Origin of the sequence: Aeromicrobium sp. 50.2.37, from assembly GCF_024655735.1 — a bacterium.
In the GTDB taxonomy this organism is placed as follows: Bacteria; Actinomycetota; Actinomycetes; order Propionibacteriales; family Nocardioidaceae; genus Aeromicrobium.
In genome coordinates this window covers 189,016-210,392 of sequence record NZ_JANLGG010000001.1, presented here as the reverse complement: position 1 = coordinate 210,392, position 21,377 = coordinate 189,016, and the positions used below count along the sequence as shown (strand labels likewise).

General features: G+C 70.6%; 18 protein-coding genes. 9 read left to right on the top strand and 9 right to left on the bottom strand.

Annotated elements, in window-relative coordinates; translation table 11 throughout:
* Positions 1-54: 54 nt before the first annotated feature.
* Both uvrA and NUV38_RS00865 read right to left on the bottom strand, forming a co-directional pair.
* A complete protein-coding gene (gene uvrA / locus NUV38_RS00870; RefSeq protein ID WP_257727328.1) occupies positions 55-2,922 on the bottom strand; it encodes an excinuclease ABC subunit UvrA in 2,868 nt (955 codons plus the stop codon).
* Between the two features lie 98 nt (positions 2,923-3,020).
* Complete coding sequence (locus tag NUV38_RS00865; protein ID WP_257727327.1) at positions 3,021-3,224, bottom strand: hypothetical protein; 204 nt, start codon at positions 3,222-3,224, stop codon at positions 3,021-3,023.
* Between the two features lie 52 nt (positions 3,225-3,276).
* Between NUV38_RS00865 and NUV38_RS00860 the strand changes: the two genes are divergently transcribed.
* The 3 genes from NUV38_RS00860 to NUV38_RS00850 all read left to right on the top strand — a co-directional run bounded on the left by NUV38_RS00860 (position 3,277) and on the right by NUV38_RS00850 (position 4,715).
* A complete protein-coding gene (locus NUV38_RS00860) occupies positions 3,277-3,930 on the top strand; it encodes an MBL fold metallo-hydrolase (RefSeq protein ID WP_257727326.1) in 654 nt (217 codons plus the stop codon).
* A gap of 67 nt (positions 3,931-3,997) precedes the next feature.
* Entirely contained in the window at positions 3,998-4,261 is a 264-nt protein-coding gene (locus NUV38_RS00855) for a hypothetical protein (RefSeq protein ID WP_257727325.1), read from the top strand.
* 55 nt (positions 4,262-4,316) lie between these two features.
* Positions 4,317-4,715, top strand: a complete 399-nt coding sequence (locus NUV38_RS00850; protein ID WP_257727324.1) for a hypothetical protein — start codon at positions 4,317-4,319, stop codon at positions 4,713-4,715.
* A gap of 19 nt (positions 4,716-4,734) precedes the next feature.
* Here the strand turns inward: NUV38_RS00850 and NUV38_RS00845 are convergent, their stop codons facing one another.
* Complete coding sequence (locus tag NUV38_RS00845) at positions 4,735-6,015, bottom strand: cytochrome P450 (protein WP_257727323.1); 1,281 nt, start codon at positions 6,013-6,015, stop codon at positions 4,735-4,737.
* 111 nt (positions 6,016-6,126) lie between these two features.
* Between NUV38_RS00845 and NUV38_RS00840 the strand changes: the two genes are divergently transcribed.
* Positions 6,127-7,575, top strand: coding sequence for an APC family permease (locus tag NUV38_RS00840; RefSeq protein ID WP_257727322.1), 1,449 nt, complete (start codon positions 6,127-6,129; stop codon positions 7,573-7,575).
* Entirely contained in the window at positions 7,568-7,882 is a 315-nt protein-coding gene (locus NUV38_RS00835; RefSeq protein WP_257727321.1) for a putative quinol monooxygenase, read from the top strand. The genes NUV38_RS00840 and NUV38_RS00835 overlap by 8 nt, the downstream gene beginning before the upstream one ends.
* 31 nt (positions 7,883-7,913) lie before the next feature.
* On the opposite strand, the gene NUV38_RS00830 is transcribed toward NUV38_RS00835, so the two are convergent.
* The 5 genes from NUV38_RS00830 to uvrB all read right to left on the bottom strand — a co-directional run bounded on the left by NUV38_RS00830 (position 7,914) and on the right by uvrB (position 14,575).
* The gene (locus tag NUV38_RS00830; protein WP_257727320.1) at positions 7,914-8,987 is read right to left on the bottom strand and encodes a TerC family protein; all 1,074 of its coding nucleotides are present in this window, start codon (positions 8,985-8,987) and stop codon (positions 7,914-7,916) included.
* Positions 8,988-9,184: 197 nt separating this feature from the next.
* Positions 9,185-10,834 carry a hypothetical protein gene (locus NUV38_RS00825; RefSeq protein WP_257727319.1) on the bottom strand — a complete coding sequence of 550 codons (1,650 nt, stop codon included), beginning with the start codon at positions 10,832-10,834 and terminating at the stop codon, positions 9,185-9,187.
* A 54-nt stretch (positions 10,835-10,888) separates the two neighbouring features.
* The gene (locus NUV38_RS00820) at positions 10,889-11,623 is read right to left on the bottom strand and encodes an N-acetylmuramoyl-L-alanine amidase (RefSeq protein WP_257727318.1); all 735 of its coding nucleotides are present in this window, start codon (positions 11,621-11,623) and stop codon (positions 10,889-10,891) included.
* Between the two features lie 52 nt (positions 11,624-11,675).
* Positions 11,676-12,494, bottom strand: coding sequence for an aldose 1-epimerase (locus NUV38_RS00815; RefSeq protein WP_257727317.1), 819 nt, complete (start codon positions 12,492-12,494; stop codon positions 11,676-11,678).
* Positions 12,491-14,575 (bottom strand): excinuclease ABC subunit UvrB, encoded by a 2,085-nt coding sequence (gene uvrB, locus NUV38_RS00810; RefSeq protein WP_257727316.1) that lies wholly within the window; start codon positions 14,573-14,575, stop codon positions 12,491-12,493. The genes NUV38_RS00815 and uvrB overlap by 4 nt, the downstream gene beginning before the upstream one ends.
* Positions 14,576-14,656: 81 nt before the next feature.
* Here uvrB and NUV38_RS00805 point away from each other — a divergent pair, with 81 nt between their 5' ends.
* Positions 14,657-15,397, top strand: a complete 741-nt coding sequence (locus NUV38_RS00805) for a TetR/AcrR family transcriptional regulator (protein WP_257727315.1) — start codon at positions 14,657-14,659, stop codon at positions 15,395-15,397.
* A 98-nt stretch (positions 15,398-15,495) separates the two neighbouring features.
* Here the strand turns inward: NUV38_RS00805 and NUV38_RS00800 are convergent, their stop codons facing one another.
* Positions 15,496-16,911: an acetyl-CoA C-acetyltransferase gene (locus NUV38_RS00800; protein WP_257727314.1), complete on the bottom strand. Its 1,416-nt coding sequence runs from the start codon at positions 16,909-16,911 to the stop codon at positions 15,496-15,498.
* Between the two features lie 247 nt (positions 16,912-17,158).
* Between NUV38_RS00800 and NUV38_RS00795 the strand changes: the two genes are divergently transcribed.
* From NUV38_RS00795 to NUV38_RS00785, 3 genes are all read left to right on the top strand, one after another.
* Positions 17,159-18,505 (top strand): 3-oxoacyl-ACP reductase, encoded by a 1,347-nt coding sequence (locus NUV38_RS00795; protein ID WP_257727313.1) that lies wholly within the window; start codon positions 17,159-17,161, stop codon positions 18,503-18,505.
* Entirely contained in the window at positions 18,502-19,380 is an 879-nt protein-coding gene (locus NUV38_RS00790; RefSeq protein ID WP_257727312.1) for a MaoC/PaaZ C-terminal domain-containing protein, read from the top strand. Before NUV38_RS00795 ends, NUV38_RS00790 begins: the two co-directional genes overlap by 4 nt.
* A 69-nt stretch (positions 19,381-19,449) precedes the next feature.
* A complete protein-coding gene (locus NUV38_RS00785; protein ID WP_257727311.1) occupies positions 19,450-21,366 on the top strand; it encodes a CocE/NonD family hydrolase in 1,917 nt (638 codons plus the stop codon).
* Positions 21,367-21,377 lie beyond the last annotated feature (11 nt).

Here is a 21,377-nt window from a genome sequence, read left to right as displayed (position 1 = left end):
AAGAACCATGGTGAGCTCGCGATTCCCATCAGGTGATGGGAATCGCGAACACCTTCAGGTGAGGAGGGGGGCGAGGAACTGGCCGGTGTGGCTGGCCTTCACCGTGGCGACGTGCTCGGGGGTGCCCTCGGCGATGAGGGTGCCGCCGCCGGAGCCGCCCTCGGGGCCCATGTCGATGAGCCAGTCGGCCGTCTTGATGACGTCGAGGTTGTGCTCGATGACGACCACCGTGTTGCCGGAGTCGACCAGCCGGCCCAGCACCAGGAGCAGCTTGCGGATGTCCTCGAAGTGCAGGCCCGTGGTGGGCTCGTCGAGGACGTACAGCGTGCGGCCCGTGGACCGCTTCTGCAGCTCCGACGCCAGCTTGACGCGCTGCGCCTCGCCGCCGGAGAGCGTGGGCGCGCTCTGGCCCAGGCGCACGTAGCCGAGGCCGACGTCGACGAGGGTCCGCAGGTGCCGCGCGATCGCGGGGATCGCCTCGAAGAACTCGACGGCCTCCTCGATCGGCATGTCGAGGACCTCGGCGATGGTGCGGCCCTTGTAGCGGACCTCGAGCGTCTCGCGGTTGTACCGGGCGCCGTGGCAGACCTCGCACGGGACGTAGACGTCGGGCAGGAAGTTCATCTCGATCTTGATCGTGCCGTCGCCCGAGCACGCCTCGCAGCGACCGCCCTTGACGTTGAACGAGAACCGACCCTGCAGGTACCCGCGCATCTTGGCCTCGGGCGTCTGCGCGAACAGCTTGCGCACGTGGTCGAAGACCCCGGTGTACGTGGCGGGGTTCGACCGCGGCGTGCGGCCGATGGGCGACTGGTCGACGTGGATGATCTTGTCGATCTGCTCAGCGCCGCTGATGGAGCGGTGCCGACCCGGGATCGTGCGCGCGCCGTAGATCTGGCGGGCCAGCGAGGTGTAGAGGATGTCGTTGACGAGGGTGGACTTGCCCGACCCGGACACGCCGGTGACGGCGACGAGCTGCCCGAGCGGGAAGGTGACGTCGATGTCCTTGAGGTTGTGCTCGCGTGCGCCGTGGATCGTGATCTCACGGTCCTTCTCGCGCGGGCGCCGCACCTCGGGCAGCGGGATGGCCTCACGACCGGACAGGTACTTGCCGGTGACCGAGTCCTTGCTCTTGAGCAGGTCCTTGACGGGCCCGGAGACGATGACCTGGCCACCGTGCTCGCCGGCACCGGGACCGATGTCGACGGCCCAGTCGGCGGCGCGGATGGTGTCCTCGTCGTGCTCGACGACGATGAGCGTGTTGCCCATGTCGCGCAGCCGCACGAGCGTCTCGATCAGCCGGTGGTTGTCGCGCTGGTGCAGGCCGATGGAGGGCTCGTCGAGGACGTACAGGACGCCGACCAGGCCCGCACCGATCTGCGTGGCGAGACGGATGCGCTGGGCCTCGCCGCCGGACAGCGACCCGGCCGCGCGGTCGAGGCTGAGGTAGTCGAGACCGACGTCGAGCAGGAAGCGCAGTCGCTCGTGGATCTCCTTGAGCACGCGCTCGCCGATCTGGCGCTCCCGGTCGGTCAACTCGAGGCCGGACAGGTACTCGGCCGCCTCGGCGATCGAGAGGTTGCTGACCTCGGCGATGTTCTTGGGCCCGAGCTCGGGGTGGTTGACGAGGACGGCGCGGATGACCGGCTTGAGCCGGCTGCCGCCGCACTCGCCGCACGCGACCTCGCGCATGAAGCCCTCGAGCCGCTCGCGGTTGGTCTCGGACTCGGTCTCGGCGTACCGACGCTCGATGAACGCGATCGCGCCCTCGAAGGCCGTGTAGTACGAGCGCTGACGGCCGTAGCGGTTCTTGTAGGTGACGTGCACCTTGTCGGGGTGGCCGTGCATCAGCACGTCCTGCACCTTCTGGGGCAGGTCGCCGTACGGGGTGGACGTGGAGAAGCCCATCTCCTCGGCGAGCGCCTGGGTGATGCGCAGGAAGTACTCGGAGACCTGGTTGTAGCTCCACGGCGCGATGGCGCCGTCGGCCACCGACGCGGACTGGTCGGGCACGACGAGCTCGGGGTCGACCTCCATGCGGGTGCCCAGGCCGTGGCACTCCGGGCACGCGCCGAACGGTGCGTTGAAGGAGAACGAGCGAGGCTCCAGCTCGTCGACCGCGAGGGGGTGGTCGTTGGGGCAGGCCAGCTTCTCGGAGAAGCGACGGATGCGGTGCGGGTCGTCCTCGGGCAGGTCCACGAAGTCGGCCAGGACCAGGCCGTCGGCGATGCCGAGCGCGGTCTCGACGGACTCGGTGAGCCGCTGCTGCATCGAGGCCTTGACCTGCAGACGGTCGACGACGACCTCGATCGTGTGCTTCTTCTGCTTGGCCAGCTTGGGCGGCTCGTCGGCGAGGTTGTGCACCTGACCGTCGACGAGCGCGCGGCTGAAGCCCTGCTGCTGGAGCTGCTTGAACAGCTCGAGGTACTCGCCCTTGCGCCCGCGGATCACCGGAGCCAGCACCTGGAACCGGCTGCCCTCCTCGAGGGCGAGGATGCGGTCGACGATCTGCTGCGGCGTCTGGCGCGAGATCGGCTCGCCGCAGTCGGGGCAGTGGGCACGACCCGCACGCGCGTAGAGCAGACGCAGGTAGTCGTAGACCTCCGTGATGGTGCCGACGGTCGATCGCGGGTTCTTCGACGTGGACTTCTGGTCGATCGAGACCGCGGGGCTCAGACCCTCGATGAAGTCGACGTCGGGCTTGTCCATCTGGCCGAGGAACTGGCGCGCGTACGCCGACAGCGACTCGACGTACCGACGCTGCCCCTCGGCGAAGATGGTGTCGAAGGCGAGCGACGACTTGCCCGAGCCCGAGAGGCCGGTGAAGACGATGAGCGAGTCACGTGGGAGGTCGAGGGAGACGTCCTTGAGGTTGTGCTCGCGCGCTCCGCGCACGACGATGCGGTCCGACGTCACGGACATCCCTCCGAGGTTCCGGCAGCAGGTGTAGGCATACGTCTCGAGCCTAGTGGCGACCGCCGACAGAAACACCTCGAGCGACGGTGACCTCACCCACGGGGTCAGACCTGGTTGACCTGGCCGGCCTGCGCGAGCATGCCCAGCACCACGAGCACCAGCAGCACGATGCCGACGGCGAGGAGCACGCCGCCCTTCTGCCCCGCCGACGCCGTCTTGCGACGTCGCCCGACGACGACCATCGCGATCGGGATGGTGAGGAAGAGCACGAGCCCGATCAGTCGTCCTACCAGCTCTGCGCCGTCCACGTCTCCCCCTCGTCCCGCGGGCGGAAGAGCCCCGTCCGCCTAGGATCACAGCATGACGTACACGGGTGAGGTCGAGGTCGGCGGTCCGGCCGACGTCCAGCACGCAGGCGACCTGCGGATCACGAAGCTCGCGGTGGGCGAGATGAGCAACAACGCCTACCTGCTGCGGTGCGAGCTGACCGGCGAGCAGGTCCTCGTCGACGCCGCCGCCGAGCCGGATCGGCTCCTCGAGCTGGTCGGTGACGACGGCCTGGCCCGTATCGTGACGACCCACCGCCACGGCGACCACTGGCAGGCGCTCGCCGCCGTCGTCGAGGCGACGGGAGCCGAGACCGTGGCCGGCGAGAACGACGCCGAGGGCATCGACGTGCCCACCGACCGGCTGGTCTCGACCGGCGCGCGGGTCCGCGTCGGCTCGTGCGAGCTGGAGGTCACCGAGGTCGTGGGCCACACCCCCGGCTCGATCGTGCTGGCCTACGACGACCCCGACGGCGTCGTGCACCTGTTCGTCGGCGACGACCTCTTCCCCGGCGGCGTCGGCAAGACCTGGTCGCCCGAGGACTTCACCACGTTGATCGACGACGTGGAGACCAAGATCTTCGGCCGTCACCCCGACGACACGCACGTCTACCCCGGCCACGGGAACGACACGACCCTCGGCGCCGAGCGCCCCCACCTCCCGGAGTGGCGCGAGCGCGGCTGGTGAGACCGGGCGCGGTCCGACCTGAGCGGTTCGCCGACGACCACGCTTGGCGATGGCCCACACTCGACGCATGCGATCGTCACGCGTCCTCCTCGCCCTTGCGGCGATCCTCCTGGCCGCGGGGTCGCTGCTGCTCCTCGGCAGCGAGAGCCCGGACGAGTTCGGCTGGTTCGCGTACGCGCCGAACGACGGCCTCTCGTTCCTCGACGACGCGACGTTCCTCGTCCTGACGCCGGGCGTGGTCGCCGGCGCCACGGCGGTGTGGGTCGCCACGCTGCTGCTCGCCGGGGTGGTGGGGCACCGGCTCGCCCGACGCGACGGGGCCCGCGGCTGATCCGATCGCCCCCCGCTCCCCTGCGGGAACGCTCCGCGCTGCCTAGGCTCGTGCGATGAGGTCGATCGCCGCCGCGTCCATGGTCCTGGTCCTGGCGAGCGCGTGCTCGATCGGTGGCGGCGCCGACGGGCCCGACGCGTCGCAGCAGGCGTTCGACCGGACGTGCGCGCTGGTGCGCTCCGGCGTGGCGGCGTTCAACGAGAACGACTACGCCGAGACCGTCGAGCGGTTCGAGGCGGCGCTGGAGCCGGCCCGGGACCTCGCAGAGGTGAGTGACGACGAGCGTGCCGACGATCTGCTCGAGGCCGTCGAGTACTACGCAGCCCTGCCCGCGGAGGACTACCGCGAGGCGTTCGAGAGCTCACCGAACTTCAAGCGCCACCAGGCCACGACGCTCGGCCAGTGCGGCGACGCGCAGCCGGAGGACTCCCCCGGTCAGGAGTCCGAGGCGTGACCTCGGGACCCGCGGTCGCTCAGAAGGTGACCGGCAGCTCGTCGACCCCGTAGACGAAGGACAGCTGCCGGAACGACAGGTCCGACTCCGGCACCGCGAGGGCGAGGTCGGGGAAGCGGCGCAGCAGGCGCGGGAACACCGTCCGCAGCTCGATGCGGGCCAGCTCGGCGCCGATGCACCGGTGGATGCCGTGCCCGAAGGCGAGGTGGCCGCTCCGCGGCACCCGGAAGGGGTCGAACTCCTCCGGGGACTCGCCGGCACCGGCGGGGTCGCGGTTGGCCGCGCTGAGCGACGCGAGCAGCACGTCGCCCTTGCGGATCCGCCGACCGAAGAGCGTCATGTCCTCCTTGGCGAAGCGCGGGAAGGCGACTTGGACGACGGCGAGGTAGCGCAGCAGCTCCTCCACCACCTTCTCGACGTCCTGCGACGTGCCGTTGCGCACCAGGGCCGCGTGCTTCTCGTCGCGCATCAGGACGATCGTGCCGAGCGCGATCATGCCGGCGGTGGTCTCGAAGCCACCGGTGAACACGCCGTCGGCGAGCCCGGCGAGGTCGACGTCGCTGATGGCGTCGCCCTCGGCGCGGATGATCTGGCCGATCAGCCCGGGGCCGGGCTCGAGCCGCTGGCGGGCGACGGCCTCGAAGAGGAACTCCCGTTGCGCCGACACCGCACCGAAGGCGGCGGCCGCTCCGTTCGTCGCGTCGAAGCGCGCGCTGCCCAGCGCGGCGAAGGCTTCGCGGTCCTCGTAGTCGAGACCGAGCAGGGCACAGATCGTCTGGAAGGGCACCGGGAAGGCGAGGTGCTTCGCCAGGTCGCCGGGTGAGCCGGAGGCCTCGAAGGAGTCGAGTGCGTCGTCGACGATGTCCTCGATGACCGGCCCCAACCGCGAGAGCCGCCGCATCGTGAACTCGGGCGTGACGATCTTGCGCAGCCGGGTGTGCAGCGGCGGGTCGGTGAAGCCCAGCCCGCCGATGTCGTCGGACGTGGCCGGGCCGTCGCCGTGGAACAGGTGCCGGATGTCGTTGGAGTAGGCGCCGCGGTCGGTGAGCACGGTGCGAGTCTCGTCGTACCCCGAGACGAGGTAGGCGTTGAACGAGAACGGCAGGGCCAGCTTGTGCAGGCGCTCCTGGCCGCGGATCTCGGCCAGCCGTGGCAGCGGGTCGGTGCCGTCGCGCTGGAGGGGAACCTTGGTCTCCTCGGGGATGAAGGACATGCGTGAGAGGTCGATGCCCTTGCGCCGGATGCGACGGACGACGACACTCCCCAACCACGAGCTGAGTCGTGCGCGTACGTCGATCACCCCACAGAACCTACTACTGGTGTTGCGCTGGAGGCGGAGCCGGAGGAAGGTGTCCTCCAAACTCTGCTTCGGGGCGCAGTGCTCCGGGGGGTGACGACGCGAGGGAGCCACATGAGCACCGACACCGCTGGAGTCCAGGGGCCGACCGAGCTGCGCCGGGTCATGGGACCCAAGCTGCTGCTGCTCTTCATCGTCGGCGACATCCTGGGTGCGGGCATCTACGCGGTGACGGGCCAGATGGCCGGCAAGGTCGGCGGGCTCGTCTGGCTGCCGTTCCTCCTGGCCTTCGTGGTCGCCTCCATGACGGCGCTCTCCTACCTCGAGCTGGTCACGAAGTACCCGCAGGCCGCGGGCGCCGCGCTGTACGCGCACAAGGCGTTCGGGATCCACTTCGTCACGTTCCTCATCGCCTTCGCGGTCGTGTGCTCGGGCATCACGAGCGCCTCGACGTCGGCCAAGACGCTCGCCGACAACTTCACCGGCGGTCTCGAGGTCAACGGCTGGATCGACGGCACGCCGAGCAGCGGCGTGATCGTCGCGATCGCCATGGGCTTCATGGTCCTGCTGGCGATCATCAACCTGCGCGGCGTCGGCGAGAGCGTGAAGTTCAACGTCGTCCTGACCATCGTCGAGCTCGCCGCGCTGTCGATCGTCATCGGCGTCGGCTTCTACGCCATGACCCGCAACGGGGCCGACCTGGGCGAGATCGTGACCTTCCGCGACTACGAGGATCGCGGGCTCTTCCTCGCGGTCACGGCCGCCACCTCCATCGCGTTCTTCGCCATGGTCGGCTTCGAGGACGCGGTCAACATGGTCGAGGAGGTCAAGGAGCCCAACAAGATCTTCCCCCGCACCATGCTCACCGGTCTGGGCATCGCCGTCATCCTCTACATGCTGGTCGCCGTCTCGGTCGTCGCGGTGCTGACCGCCCCCGAGCTGAAGAACATCGCCGACTCCGAGGGGCGTGCCCTGCTCGAGGTCGTGTCGAAGGGTGCACCCGACTTCCCGATCGACCGGGTGTTCCCGTTCCTGGCCGTGTTCGCCGTGGCCAACACCGCCCTGATCAACATGCTCATGGCGAGCCGGCTCCTCTACGGCATGGCCAAGCAGGGCGTGCTCCCCCGCCAGCTCGGATCGGTGCTGCCCGGACGCCGCACCCCGTGGGTCGCCGTGGGGTTCTCCACCGTCCTGGCGCTGGGCCTGATCTTCTACGTCACCCGCGACGCCGAGAGCAACGTCGTCGCCAACCTCTCCAACGTGACCGCGTTCCTGCTCCTGTGCGTGTTCGCGATCGTCAACGTCGCGTGCCTCATCCTGCGGCGCGACACCACCGGCGCCGAGAAGAACCACTTCATGTCGCCGGGGGTCCTGCCCGCCGTGGCCGCGTTCCTGTGCCTCTTCCTCGCCGGCCCGTGGGTCGACCGCGACCCCGAGGTCTACAAGATCGCCGGGGCGCTCATGCTCATCGGCATCGCCCTGTGGGTGGTCACGTACTTCATCAACAAGGCCACCGGCACGGCCGACAGCTCGTTCGAGGACGTCGAGGGCCTGGGTGGCTGACGGGTCCACCACCCTCGTCGTCGCCGGCTGGCTCCGCGTCGGGGCCGACCATCGTGACGCGTACGTCGACGCGTGCCGTCACGCCGTCGAGCTCGCCCGGCGTGCACCCGGGTGCCTGGCCTTCGCGGTCACGGCCGACAGCGTCGACCCCGGCCTCGTCGTGGTGCACGAGCAGTGGACCGACGAGTCCTCGCTGATGGCGTTCCGAGCACTCCCCGACGATGGCGCGGGCGGCGGGACAACTCTTCCCGACGTGCTGGACGCCCGCGTGCGGCGCTACCACGTGAGCGGGGAGGGCCCGGCCTAGCCGGACCCTCCCCGCGACGTGCTGCGTGTGGCTACAGGTCGCCGCGCCGGGCGTCCTTCTCCGGCGTCTCGTCGACGTCGGGCGTCGCCTGCTCGTGCGCCTCGTGGCCGTCGGCCTTGGGGGCCGCGTGCTCCTTGACGCGCTCCGGGTACTTGTTGGCGTACCAGAGGCTGGCCGCCGCAGTGGTGCCGAGGATGACGATGATCGCGCCGAGGCTCGCCAGGGTCGGGATCTCGGGCACGGGGACGTGCTCGCCGCCGTTGATGAACGGCAGCTCGTTCTCGTGCAGCGCGTGCAGCAGCAGCTTCACGCCGATGAAGGCCAGCAGCACCGACAGGCCCTGCGACAGGAACACCAGTCGCTTGAGCAGGTCGCCGAGCAGGAAGTAGAGCTGGCGCAGGCCCATCAGGGCGAAGACGTTGGCCGTGAACACGAGGTACGGCTCACGGGTCAGGCCGTAGATCGCCGGGATCGAGTCCAGTGCGAACAGCAGGTCCGTGGTGCCGAGGGCGATGATCACGAGGGCCATCGGCGTGAGGGCGCGCCTGCCGTTCTCCTTCACGACGAGCTTCAGGCCGTCCCAGCGGTCGGTCAGGTTGAACCGGCGGCGGGCCAGCCGGACGACCGCGTTCTCGGCGTCGTCGTCGTGGTCGGTGTCGCGGATCAGCTGGATGGCCGTGTAGATGAGGAACGCGCCGAACAGGTAGAAGACCCACGAGAAGTTGTTGATCGCCACGGCACCGACGGCGATGAAGATCGCGCGGAAGACCAGGGCGATGATGATGCCCACCAGCAACGCTTCCTGCTGGTACTTCCGCGGCACGTTGAAGCTGGCCATGATGATGATGAAGATGAACAGGTTGTCGATCGACAGGCTGTACTCGGTCAACCAGCCGGCGAAGAACTCCACGCCGTACTGGGACCCGTGGTAGGTGAACGTCCAGATGCCGAAGGCGATCGCCAGCCCGACGTAGATGCTCAGGTAGGTGGCGCACTCCTTCATCGACGGCTCGTGCGGCTTGCGCGCCACCACGAACACGTCGAACAGGATGATGGCGATGGTCACACCGACGGTGATGGACCACTCCATGGTCGAGACGTTCACTCAGGTTCCTCCGGTCGACAGACGTGTACCGGAGGTCTCTTCCACCCCGGGGAGCCCCCGGAGCCCACAGCACCGGACGGTCGAGAGACCACCGTGATGACGACACTGCAGCGAAGGAATACTCCCCTCCGCCGATCATTCTTGCAGCAGCACGCGTCGGGACGCACGCCGAGTCGGTGTGACGTCCCGCGGTCGAGCTAGCTCACGCTCGTGCAGGTCGCGTCGCCGAAGCCGGCGTACTTCGACCGGCTCCCCCGCTGCACCGCGGCTCCCCACTGGCTCAGCGCGGTCGGGACACCGGCGGCGGCGTCGTCGATGGCGCCGGTGTAGGCCACATACGTCGCCCACGGGTCCTCGCCGTCCGCGGACGTGGCCCGCAGGACCTCGCCCGCCGCATGGTCGGGCGTCCCGCCGCCGCCGGCGGCCATGGTGCCCGCGATGCGGTCGACCAGGGCGGGCTGGGCCTGCTCCATCCACGCCGCCACGTCGTCGGCCTCCGCAAGACCCTTCAGCCGCAGGACGTCGCGCGCGAAGCGTCGGCCGTCGCCGTCGGTGTTGAACCAGTCGGCCGCGACCTGGAGGGAGTCCGAACGGATGGTGGCCAGGTCCTCGGAGTCCAGGGTGAGCACGAGGTTGACCGAGCCCGAGACCTCCGCCGGCCGGCCGGCGAAGGAGCGGTTGTACGTCGAGGCGACGGCCGAGCTCACGTCGCGCACGCGGATGGCGGCCTCGATGCCGCGGGGTCGCCCGTCGGCTCCGAACACCTCGCCGAAGCGGAGCCGACCCTGGCGGGAATCGATCGAGCGGGTGAGGGTGACGACGCCGTCACCGTCCTCACGAACCGTCCGCTCGACCCCCGCAGCGAAGAAGGAGGGCGGGACGGCGACGGGGTCGGCGTCCAGCGTCCGTGCACGCGCCGTGGCAGGGGCGCCGCCCGTGACGAGCGACGTGGAGCGCACCGCCTCCGACGTCCGAGCCGGCAGCTCACCGTCGAGCAGCGACGCGTACGCCTGCCGTCCGCGGTCCGACGAGAGGTCGAGGACCAGCTGCCGCAGGGCGAAGGCGGGCAGGTCCTCGTCCGGTGCGATCTCCGCGTGCACGTCGGTGACGGCCGGCCACAGCACGGCACTCCGCTGGACAGCGGCTTCGGTACCGATCGTCACCACCACGTCGTCGGAGCCGATCGGCGTGATCGCTGCAGCCACCTCGTCGCCCCCACCGCCCGGCAGCTCCGCGGCGAGCCGGCGCAGCGTCGACGTGTCCCCGGCCGCCTCGAACGCGTCGGCCTCCAGGACCAGCGATCCGCCCGGAGGGATCTGCGCCGGGTCGTCGGCCACGGGCAGGCCGGACGACGGCGGGTCGTCGCCCACGTAGCTCGCCGGCACCACGAGTCGCAGGTTCTTCGTGAGTCCCGCCGGGCCGTCGGCCAGGTCATAGCCCAGGGAGGTCCAGGCCACACCGCGGGAGTCCTTGGCGGTGGCACCGACGTCGACCGACGTCGCCTCGCCCGAGTCGTCGGGCGTGCTCCGGTCCCAGCGCCAGCGACCGTCGACCCGTTGCGGCCAGCCGGAGAAGAGGTCGTCGCCGGCGGTCGGGAACGCCTGGACGACCGCCGCCTCGAGCGGTGTGCTGAGGCCGATCTCCTGCGGGTCGACCCGCAGGCAGACGGGCGAGCGTTCCTTCGTCTCGACGACCGGCTCGGCTGCGGCGGACACCGACGAACGCTCCCCGATCGTGCCCGTCCCCACCAGGGTCGCGCCGACCAGGCCCCCCAGCACGATGCCGCCGGCGATCATGCGGCTCACGGACTCGAACGTCAGCGCGTCGAGCTCGTCACGCCACCTCATGGGCACATCCTGCCCCCTGGCACCGCGGCGCGCGCGGGGACCCGAGAAAGACGTTCAGGACCGGTCGCCCAGCTCGGTCGCGACACGGCGACGGAACTCGTCGGCGTCGACCGTGTTCCCGGGGTCCCACTTGCCGGCGGTGCTGGTCTCGGAGTGGTAGCGCACGTGGTCAGCACCGGTTCCGAAGCGCGCCACGATCACCGCCGCGGCGCGCACGGCCGCCTCACCCTGCTGGGCGGTGGGTCGCTGGCCGTACGGCTCCTGGGGCGCGTAGTCGATCTCGATGCCGACGTACGACGCATTGCCGTCCCCGGCGGGCATGGGACCGCTGGCTCGGGCCTCCCCCGCGTGGTTGGCCCGCCCCGCCGCGATCACGTGGCACACGGCGTCGCGGTCGATGAGCAGGTGGCACAACGGGCCGCGCAAGCCGGTCCTGCCGTCGACCACCGTGTCCAGCGCCGGGTGCGGGTCGGCGGTGGTGGCCCGGAAGGCCGTGTGGTGCACCAGGACGCCCGACGGGTCGAACGCCCACGGGCGGCCACGGTCCGCCCAGCCCGGTGTGGCCTCGACCTGCAGCCCGGCGTCACGCAGCGCAGTGGGCAGCCACGTCAGCTCGACCTTGCGGCGGCCGGGGATCGGCAGGTCGCGGACGTAGGGCATGCGGTCCAGGAGGGCCAGGCCCCCGATGGTGGCGGTCGCCGCCAACGCGCCCCCGAGCAGGACTCGCCGACTGGCGCCCCCCGGGCCGGGCTCGAGGCGGGGCCGGGGCGTGTCCTCCGTCTGCTGCATGGCGGCTCCCTGGGCTCGTGTCCCTCGCCCGGGACCTTCCGACGCCTCGACGCTACGGGGCTGCGGCAACCCCCGCAGGACGACCCGCCGCACCGTGCAGCTCGACGTCGAGCGTGAAGGTGATCGACGACGCGTCCAGGTACCGGTGCCAGGACGGGTGGGCGAAGGCGTCGGGCGGGGCGGTCTGCGGCTCGATGCACACGGCGTGCTCGGGTCGGGTGTAGACGACCCACCACGGTGCGTCGCTGCCGAGCCGCAGGGTGAGCGTGTCGCCCCAACGGATCGACGGCGGCCGCTGCAGCGCGAAGCAGTCGTCCCACGGCTCGGCCGCCGGCTCGACGAGCCGACCTGTGGGCAGCATCGCCTCGCCCCGCTCGACCATGCGCTCGGGGGCGACGTCGTGGACCGTCTCCGAGCCGTCGGCGAGCCTGCGGCGGAACCAGGGGTGGAACCCGAGCGAGGCACCGGGCCCTGCGCCGTCCCACCCGAGCGTGCAGGTGAGTCCAGATGCGGTGAGGGCGTAGTGGAGCCTCGCCGTCCCCGAGACCGGCCACGGATCACCGAGCTCGGCCTCGAAGGTGAGGTCATCGACCTGCGTCCAGACGGCGTCACGGCCGAGACCGTGCAGCGCGTTGCCGTCGTCGGCCGTCGGCAACCGGTGCCGCACGCCCTCGTGCTCCACGACGCCGTGCCCGATCCGGCCCGCCCACGGCACCATGGGATAGCTGCCCCGGGTGATCGTGTCGGGGACCCCGGGCACCGACTCCGTCGCGATCAGCTCCAGCCCGGCCACCGTGAACGAGACGAGCCGAGCCCCGTGGTCGGGATCGATCTCGACCGCGAGGGGTCCTTGGACCGCCCGCACCGTCACGCGTGCGCCTCGAGCATGCCGCGCAGCTCCTTCTTGAGCTCCCCGATCTCGTCGCGCAGGCGAGCCGCGACCTCGAACTGCAGGTCGGCCGCCGCGGCGTGCATCTGCTCGCTGAGCTGCTCGATGAGGGCGGCGAGGTCGGCCGACGGCAGGTCCGCGAGACCGGCGGTGTGCTGTCCGAGCGGCACGGGCGCACCGCGTCGCTTGTGGTCGCCCGTGGCTGCGAGCAGGGTCGCGGTGTCGGCGTCCTCGCGCGCGAGCATGTCGGTGATGTCACCGATCCTCTTGCGCAGCGGCTGCGGGTCGACCCCGCGCTCGAGGTTGTAGGCCACCTGCTTCTCGCGACGTCGGTTGGTCTCGTCGATCGCCAGGGCCATGGAGTCCGTGATCCGGTCGGCGTACATGATCACCTGGCCGGAGACGTTGCGCGCGGCACGACCGATCGTCTGGATCAGGGAGCGCCCCGACCGCAGGAAGCCCTCCTTGTCGGCGTCGAGGATGGCCACCAGGCTCACCTCGGGCAGGTCGAGTCCCTCGCGCAGCAGGTTGATCCCGACCAGCACGTCGTACTCCCCCATGCGCAGCTCGCGCAACAGCTCGACGCGGCGCAGCGTGTCGACCTCGCTGTGCAGGTAGCGGGTGCGGATGCCGGCCTCGAGCAGGTAGTCGGTGAGGTCCTCGGACATCTTCTTGGTGAGGGTGGTGACGAGGACGCGCTCGTTCTTCTCGACCCGGTCACGGATCTGCGCGATGAGGTCGTCGATCTGGCCCCGGGTCGGCTTGACGATCACCTCGGGGTCGACCAGGCCGGTGGGCCGGATGATCTGCTCGACGACCTCACCGCCGGTCTTCTCCATCTCGTAGGTGCCCGGCGTGGCCGAGAGGTAGACGGTCTGCCCGATCCGCTCCAGGAACTCGCCCCACGTGAGGGGCCGGTTGTCCATGGCACTGGGCAGGCGGAACCCGTGCTCGACGAGCGTGCGCTTGCGCGACATGTCGCCCTCGTACATCGCGCCGATCTGCGGCACGGTCACGTGCGACTCGTCCAGGACCAGCAGGAAGTCCTCCGGGAAGTAGTCGAGCAGGCAGTTCGGCGCCGTTCCCGGAGCTCGCCCGTCCATGTGGCGCGAGTAATTCTCGATGCCGGCGCACGTGCCGACCTGCTGCATCATCTCGATGTCGTAGGTGGTGCGCATGCGCAGCCGCTGCGCCTCCAGCAGGCTGCCCTGGCCCTCGAGCTCGGCCAGGCGCTCGGCCAGCTCGACCTCGATGCTCTCGATCGCCCGCGTCATGACGTCCGGGCCCACGGTGTAGTGCGTCGCGGCCCCGACGTAGAGCTCGGTGTCCTCGCTGAGGACCTCGCCCGTGAGCGGGTGCAGCGTCATGAGCCGCTCGATCTCGTCGCCGAAGAACTCGATGCGGACCGCCATCTCCTGGTAGACGGGGAAGATCTCGAGGGTGTCGCCCTTGACCCGGAAGGTGCCGCGGGTGGGAGCGACGTCGTTGCGCACGTACTGCGCCTGGACCAGCGAACGGAGCAGCTCCTCGCGCGGCTTCTCCTCGCCGACCTTGAAGCCGATCATGCGCTCGGTGTACTCCTGCGCCGAGCCGAGGCCGTAGATGCAGGACACCGTGGCGACCACGATGACGTCGCGTCGGGTGAGCAGCGACCAGGTGGCGGAGTGGCGCAGGCGCTCGACCTCCTCGTTGATCGAGGAGTCCTTCTCGATGTAGGTGTCGGTTTGCGGGACGTAGGCCTCGGGCTGGTAGTAGTCGTAGTAGGAGACGAAGTACTCCACCGCGTTGTGGGGCAGCAGCTCCCGCAGCTCGGTGGCGAACTGGGCGGCGAGCGTCTTGTTGGGGAGCATCACGAGCACCGGACGCTGCAGACGCTCGGTGAGCCAGGCGGTGGTGGCGGTCTTGCCGGTGCCGGTGGCGCCCATGAGCACGACGTCCTGCGCGCCCGACTCGATGCGCTCCTGCAAGGCCTGGATCGCGGTCGGCTGGTCGCCGGCGGGCTCGTACTCGGACACGACGGAGAACGGCGCGACCTGGCGGCGCAGCGCGGACTTGGGCCTCATGACCTCCACCGTACGACCTGCCACCGACACCGGCGTCGCTCCTGCCGTGGGGCCGTGATCGGCCACACCTAGGATGCATGCATGTCTGCATCGGAGACGAGCACGGGCGAGACCCACGACGAGGGTGGGACGACCCCCGCCCCCACGGAGGGTGCCCCGCGCGGGCCTCGGTCCCGCACCGAGCAGCGACGTGCCGCGCGTTCGGCGGAGATCGTCGCCGCCACCCGGGCGCTCTTCGACGAACGCGGCGTGCGCGAGGCGCAGATCGAGGACATCGCCAAGGCCGTCGGCATCAACCGGGCGATCATCTACCGGCACTTCTCCAGCAAGGAGGAGCTGTTCGCGGTGACTCTGCTGGGCTACCTGACCGAGCTCGACGGGGCCCTGGCGCCGGGTGACGACCCCGACCGCACGGGCCCCCAGCGCCTCGACGCGCTCGTGCGGGCCTTCTTCGGCTACGGACTCGAGCACCCGGCCTTCGTCGACTGTGCGCAGACGCTGCTGCGTCGGCGCGGGGTCGAGCTGATGGAGGAGGTCAGCGAGGACGTGATGATCCGGCTCGGCACCGCCATGAGCGCCTGCCTCGGCCACGTGGTGCGGGTCCTCGAGACCGGGGACGCCGAGGGCGAGTTCGCCGTGGCCGACCCGAACCTCCTCGCCAACGTCCTCTACACGCAGGGCCTCGGTGCCCTGAACCTGGCGCACCTGCAGATCTCCGTCCGCGAGCACATCTCCGGGCTCCCCGTCGTGGACCCGGTCGTGACCGACGACCTCCTCGACCACCTGCTGCGCGGAGCCCTCGCGATGGCGCGAGGCCGCTGACCTTCGCGCCCCGCAGGACGTACGCCCGACGCGAAGGACCCCCAACGACAGGACCCCCACGGCTGGGCCGTGGGGGTCCTGTCGTCGGTTCCGGAGGGTCAGGCGCCCTCGAGGATGGCGACGACGCCCTGGCCGCCGGCCGCACAGATCGAGATGAGACCGCGGCTGCCCGGGCCCTTCTCGTGCAGCAGCTTGGCCAGGTTGGCGACGATCCGCGCACCGGTGGCCGCGAAGGGGTGCGCTGCGGCGAGCGAGGATCCCTTCACGTTCAGCCTGCTGCGGTCGATCGAGCCGAGCGGGACGTCCAGGCCCAGACGCTCCTTGCAGAATTCGGGGTCCTCCCACGCGGCGAGGGTCGAGAGCACCTGGCCGGCGAAGGCCTCGTGGATCTCGTAGTAGTCGAAGTCCTGCAGGGTGAGCCCGTTGCGCGCGAGCATGCGCGGCACGGCGTACGCCGGGGCCATGAGCAGGCCCTCGGCACCGCTCACGTAGTCGACGGCCGCCGTCTCGTAGTCCACGAAGTACGCACGGGGCGTCCAGCCGCGGCGCTGCGCCTCCTCCTCCGAGGCGAGCAGTGCCACGGAGGCACCGTCGGACAGCGGGGTGGAGTTGCCGGCGGTCATGGTCGCCTCGTCGCCGAGCTGCTTGCCGAAGACCGGCTTGAGCTTGGCGAGCTTCTCGACCGTCGAGTCCGGGCGCAGGTGGTTGTCCTTGGTGACACCGTTGAACGGCGTGACCAAGTCGTCCTGCCAGCCGGCGTCCCACGAGGCGGCGAGGTTCTGGTGCGAGGCCGCCGCGAGCTCGTCCTGGGCCTCGCGGGTGATGCCCCAGGCATGGGTCGTGATCGCCTGGTGGTCACCCATCGACAGCCCGGTGCGAGGCTCGGCGTTGCGGGGCTGGTCGGGGGCGAGGTACGCGGGCCGGATCTTCGCGAGGGCGGCCAGGCGGCCCTTGTTGTCCTTGGCGTTGTTGGCCTCGATGAGGATCTTGCGCAGCTTGTCCCCCACGGCCAGCGGGGCGTCGGACGTGGTGTCCGTGCCGCCGGCGATGCCGGACTCGATCTTGCCGAGCGAGATCTTCGCGGCGACCTGGAACGCGGCCTGCAGACCGGTGCCGCACGCCTGCTGGATGTCCTCGGCGGGCGTCTCGGGCGAGAGCTTGGACCCGAGGACCGTCTCGCGCGCCAGGTTGAAGTCGCGGCTGTGCTTGAGCACGGCGCCGGCGACGACCTCGCCGACCTTCTCGCCCTCGAGGTCGTAGCGCTCGACGAGACCGTCGAGGGCTGCCGTGAGCATGTCCTGGTTGGAGACGTTCTGGTAGACCGTGTTCGACCGGGCGAACGGGATCCGGTTGCCGCCGACGACGACGACCTTGCGGACGGTCTGCTCGCTGCCGGAGGCGCCGGCCGCAGCCGCGCTCGTCGCGGCCTTCGTGCCGGCGGCCTTGGTCGCAGCGTTCTTGGCAGCGGGGGCCTTCTTGGCCGGTGACTTCTTCGCGGGGGTGTTCTCCGCCATGGCGCGTGCTCCTTGCGCTTCGGGGTGGGCGAGGTGGTGGTGCGGGTCGTGCGACACCGGGCAGGTGCGTGCGGGACGATGGTGCCACGTGGCAGGGTGAGCCGACAGCCCGCGAGGGTCCCGGCGAGGGCCGGGGCCGTGCGGTGTGCGCCTCACCACGCCCGGTGGACGCGGTTGTCACTCCAAGTTACAGTTCACGTGCGATTCCAGATACCGATGGTATGCGAGAGATAGGACACACCCCCTGATGAGCGATCGTTACCAGGACCTGGCCCACAACCCGATCGGCAAGTTCCTCGTGAAGAACCTGGGACTGCCCAACCCTCCGTACCTGGAGCGCTACGACGGCGGCCCGTTGGTCGACGGCACCGTCCTCACCGGCACGGCGAAGGCCGGGACGGTCTCCAAGGCGATCACCGCTGCACTCAAGGCCGACAAGATCGAGGCCACGGGCGTGCCTGCCCAGGGCAAGCGCTACAAGGGCCTCGTGTTCGACGCGACGGGCATCGCCGACGCCGCCGGGCTGGTGGCGCTCCAGGAGTTCTTCACCCCGGTGCTCCGTCAGCTGCAGGGCTGCGGCCGGGTCGTCGTCGTCGGCTCCGTGCCCGAGGACGCCTCCACCGAGGGCGCGCGGGTCGCTCAGCGAGCCCTCGAGGGCTTCACCCGCTCGCTCGCCAAGGAGGTCGGGTCCGGCAGCACCGCGAACCTCGTCTACCTCGCGAAGGGCGCCGAGAAGTCCATCGCCTCGACGCTCGGCTTCCTCCTCTCCGCCAAGTCCGCCTACGTCTCGGGCCAGGTCGTCCGCGTGGGCTCGACCGGCATCACGACGGTGACCGAGCCGGCCGACCTCCAGAAGCCGCTCGCCGGCAAGGTCGCGCTCGTCACGGGCGCCTCGCGCGGCCTCGGCGAGGCCGACATGCGCACCCTCGCCCGCGACGGGGCCACCGTCATCGGCCTCGACGTCCCGCCGCTCGAGGGCGACCTCAAGGCCCTCGCCGAGGAGCTGGGCGGCGGCTACATCGTGGGTGACATCACCTCGCCCGACGCCCCTGCGACGATCGCCGCCTACGTCAAGGAGAACTACGGCGCGGTCGACGTCGTGGTGCACAACGCCGGCATCACGCGCGACAAGCGCCTGCGGAACATGAGGGCCGAGAACTGGCAGCTGGTGGTCGACATCTCGGTGGGCGCGCCCCAGCGGATCACCGACGAGCTGCTGGCCCAGGGCCTCGTCAACACCGGCGGCACGATCATCGGCATCGCCTCGATCGCGGGCATCGCCGGCAACAACGGCCAGACGAACTACGCGTCGGCCAAGGCCGGCGTGATCGGCTGGATCCAGTCGCTCGCGGAGCGGGTCGCCGCCGACGGCATCACGGCCAACGTCGTCGCCCCGGGCTTCATGGAGACCGAGATGGTCAAGACCATCCCGCTCGGCATCCGCGAGGCCGGGCGCCGCATGAACTCCATGTCGCAGGGCGGCCTGCCCGTCGACGTCGCCGAGGCGATCGCCTGGTTCGCGAACCCCGGTTCGGGCGCCGTGAGCGGGAACGTCCTCGGCGTGAACGGCCAGATGCTGCTGGGGGCCTCGTGACCACCAGGCGCTTCGAGGAGGCACCGTCCACGCTGCCTCTCATGCTGAAGGCCGCCCTGCCGGCCCTGCCCGTCGTGGGCTCGCTGCCGGGGGTCAAGCACGCGTCGGGCGCGGTGCCCGACCTCGTGCTGGAGCGTTCCGGCGTCGGGACGGACCCGGCGCACCTCGAGCGGTACCTCGACGTGTGCGGCTTCCCGCACGTCGAGCACCTGCCTGCCACGTACCCGCACATGGCGGCGTTCGGGCTGCACATGGCCCTCATGACGGACACCGCGTTCCCCTTCGCGCCCATGGGCCTGGTGCACCTGCGGAACCGCATCACGCAGCACCGTCCCATCGGTGCCGACGAGGTCTTCGACGTCTCCGTGCGCGCCGCCGACCTGCGACCGCACCCGAAGGGACGACTCGTCGACCTCCTCACGGCCGTCACGATCGACGGCGAGCTCGTGTGGGACGAGGTGACGACGCTGTTCTCGCGCGGTCGCGGCGGAGCGCCTGAGTCGTCGCCCGCGCCGCTGGACGGCGTGGAGGCTCCCCGGGGCGTCGTGCACTGGCGGCTCGCGGGTGACCTGGGCCGGCGCTACGGCGCCGTGTCCGGCGACCGCAACCCCATCCACCTGTATCCCGTCACCGCGAAGGCGTTCGGCTTCCCGAGCAACATCGCGCACGGCATGTGGACGAAGGCCCGCAGCCTGGCGGCCCTGCAGAACCGGCTCCCCGACGCGTTCGTCGTCGACGTGGAGTTCAAGAAGCCCGTCCTCCTGCCCACGACCGTGGTGTTCGGGTCGACGACCGGTGACGACGGCACCGACTTCGGGGTCCGTGCGCAGAAGAAGGACTCCACGCACCTGGTCGGCCGCGTCACCCCGTCCTGAGCACGATCCGGACAGTGACGTGACGGGCATCTCGTCGTTGGACCTCCTGGACCCCAGGAGGAGCCCGTCATGAACCGTCGCACCACACGTCGTCCCCTCGCCGTCGTCGCGTCCGCCCTCGCCGTGACGACGGCGGTCGCGCTCGCGGGCGTCCCCGCCTCCGCAGCACCGTCGCCCGTCTCCGGCGCCACCGCACGGTCGGCGACCGCAGCAGCAGGACCGGTGCAGGCCACGGGTGGGTGGTCGCCGCGCCCCGAGCAGTACCCCACGACGACCACCGAGCGCGACCTGGCGATCCCGATGTCCGACGGGACCGTCCTGCGGGGCAACCTCATGAGACCGGTCGACGCCGCAGGACGCGTCGAGACCCGCCGGCTCCCGGTGGTCGTGACCATCACCGCGTACAACAAGAACGTGCAGGACCAGGCCGGCGGACTGGGTGGCGGAGACGGGTCCTACCTGGTGAAGCGCGGGTACCTGCAGCTGACCGTCGACGCGCGCGGGACGGGCAGCTCGGCCGGGACGTGGTGCGCCTTCTGCTCGCGCGAGGGCAAGGACTTCGGCGAGGTCATGACCTGGGCCGCGAAGCAGTCCTGGTCGAACGGCAGCACCGCCATGCGCGGCCCCTCCTACATGGGCATCGCGCAGATGTTCGCGGCCGCCGACCGACCGGCCGGACTCAAGGCGATCTTCCCGCAGGTCCCGGCCGCCGACGTGTACCGCGACGTGGTCGCCTCCGGCGGGGCGCTCGACGTCGGGTTCATCCCGCTGTGGATCGGTCTCGTCAACGGCACCGCGATCATCCCGCCGTACCTCTCCGCCACCGACCCGGCCGGAGGCCTCGGCACCCTCGTCACGCACCTGCTCGGCAACGGCGCCTTCAGCCTAGACCTGCTCGTCAGCGCCCTCGGCGGGGGCGAGCCCGCCTACGACGGCGCGTTCTACACGCAGCGCTCTCCCATCGAGGTGGTCTCGAGGGTCACCACGCCGACCTTCCTGGTGGCCGGCGAGTACGACCTCTTCCAGCGCGGGACTCCCCTGCTCTACGAGAACCTCCAGCGTCGGGGCGTGCCCACCAAGATGATCGTCGGCCCCTGGGACCACCTCCAGGCCTCCGGCGGCCAGGGCCTCGAGTCGGCCGGCTACGGCAGCCTCAGCGAGCTGCAGCTCCGCTGGTTCGACCACTACGTCAAGAAGCTGCCGAACCAGCGGCTGTCCGACATCGCCGGGCTCAGCTACTACGAGCAGGGCAGCGGACGCTGGGTCCGTGGCACGGAGTGGATGCCGTCGAGCCTGACGCCGCGCACGTTCCGCCTCAGCGGGACCGCCCGGACCGCCGGGTCGGCCGGAGGCCTGACCACGGGGACCCCGACCGCCGGGCGGACCACCGTGCCCGCCATCCCCGTGCAGGGCCTCTGCAGCCGGTCCACCAACCAGTGGACGGCCGGCGTCGTCGGACTGGTGGTGCCCGACCTGCCCTGCTTCACGAACAACCAGTTCAACGACACCCTCGGCCCGGTCTTCGAGACCGCACCGCTGACCTCCGACGTCGTCGTCCACGGCCCGCTCAACGCCCGGCTGTACACGTCGACGCCGACGGGCGACGGGATGCTCTCGGTCACGGTCTCCGACGTGGCGCCGGACGGGACCGTCTCACGGCTCACCGGCGGCTGGCAGGTCGTGTCGCACCGCGCCCTCGACACGACCCGATCCCGCTACGTCCGCGGCACCCTGGTCCAACCGCACCATCCGTTCACGAAGCAGGCCCAGAAGCCGCTGGCCGCCGGCACCGTCGCCCCGGTCGACGTCGAGGTCTTCCCCACGCGCGCCAGACTGGCCAAGGGGCACCGCCTGCGGGTCTCGGTGCAGGGCTTCGACGTGCCGCACCTGCTCCCGACCCTGGGCTCGTTGCTGCCCTCGCTGGCCCCGATGACCGTCCACACGGGCCCGCAGCACCCGTCGGCGCTGACCTTCGGGACCCCCTGAGCGGCGGTCCG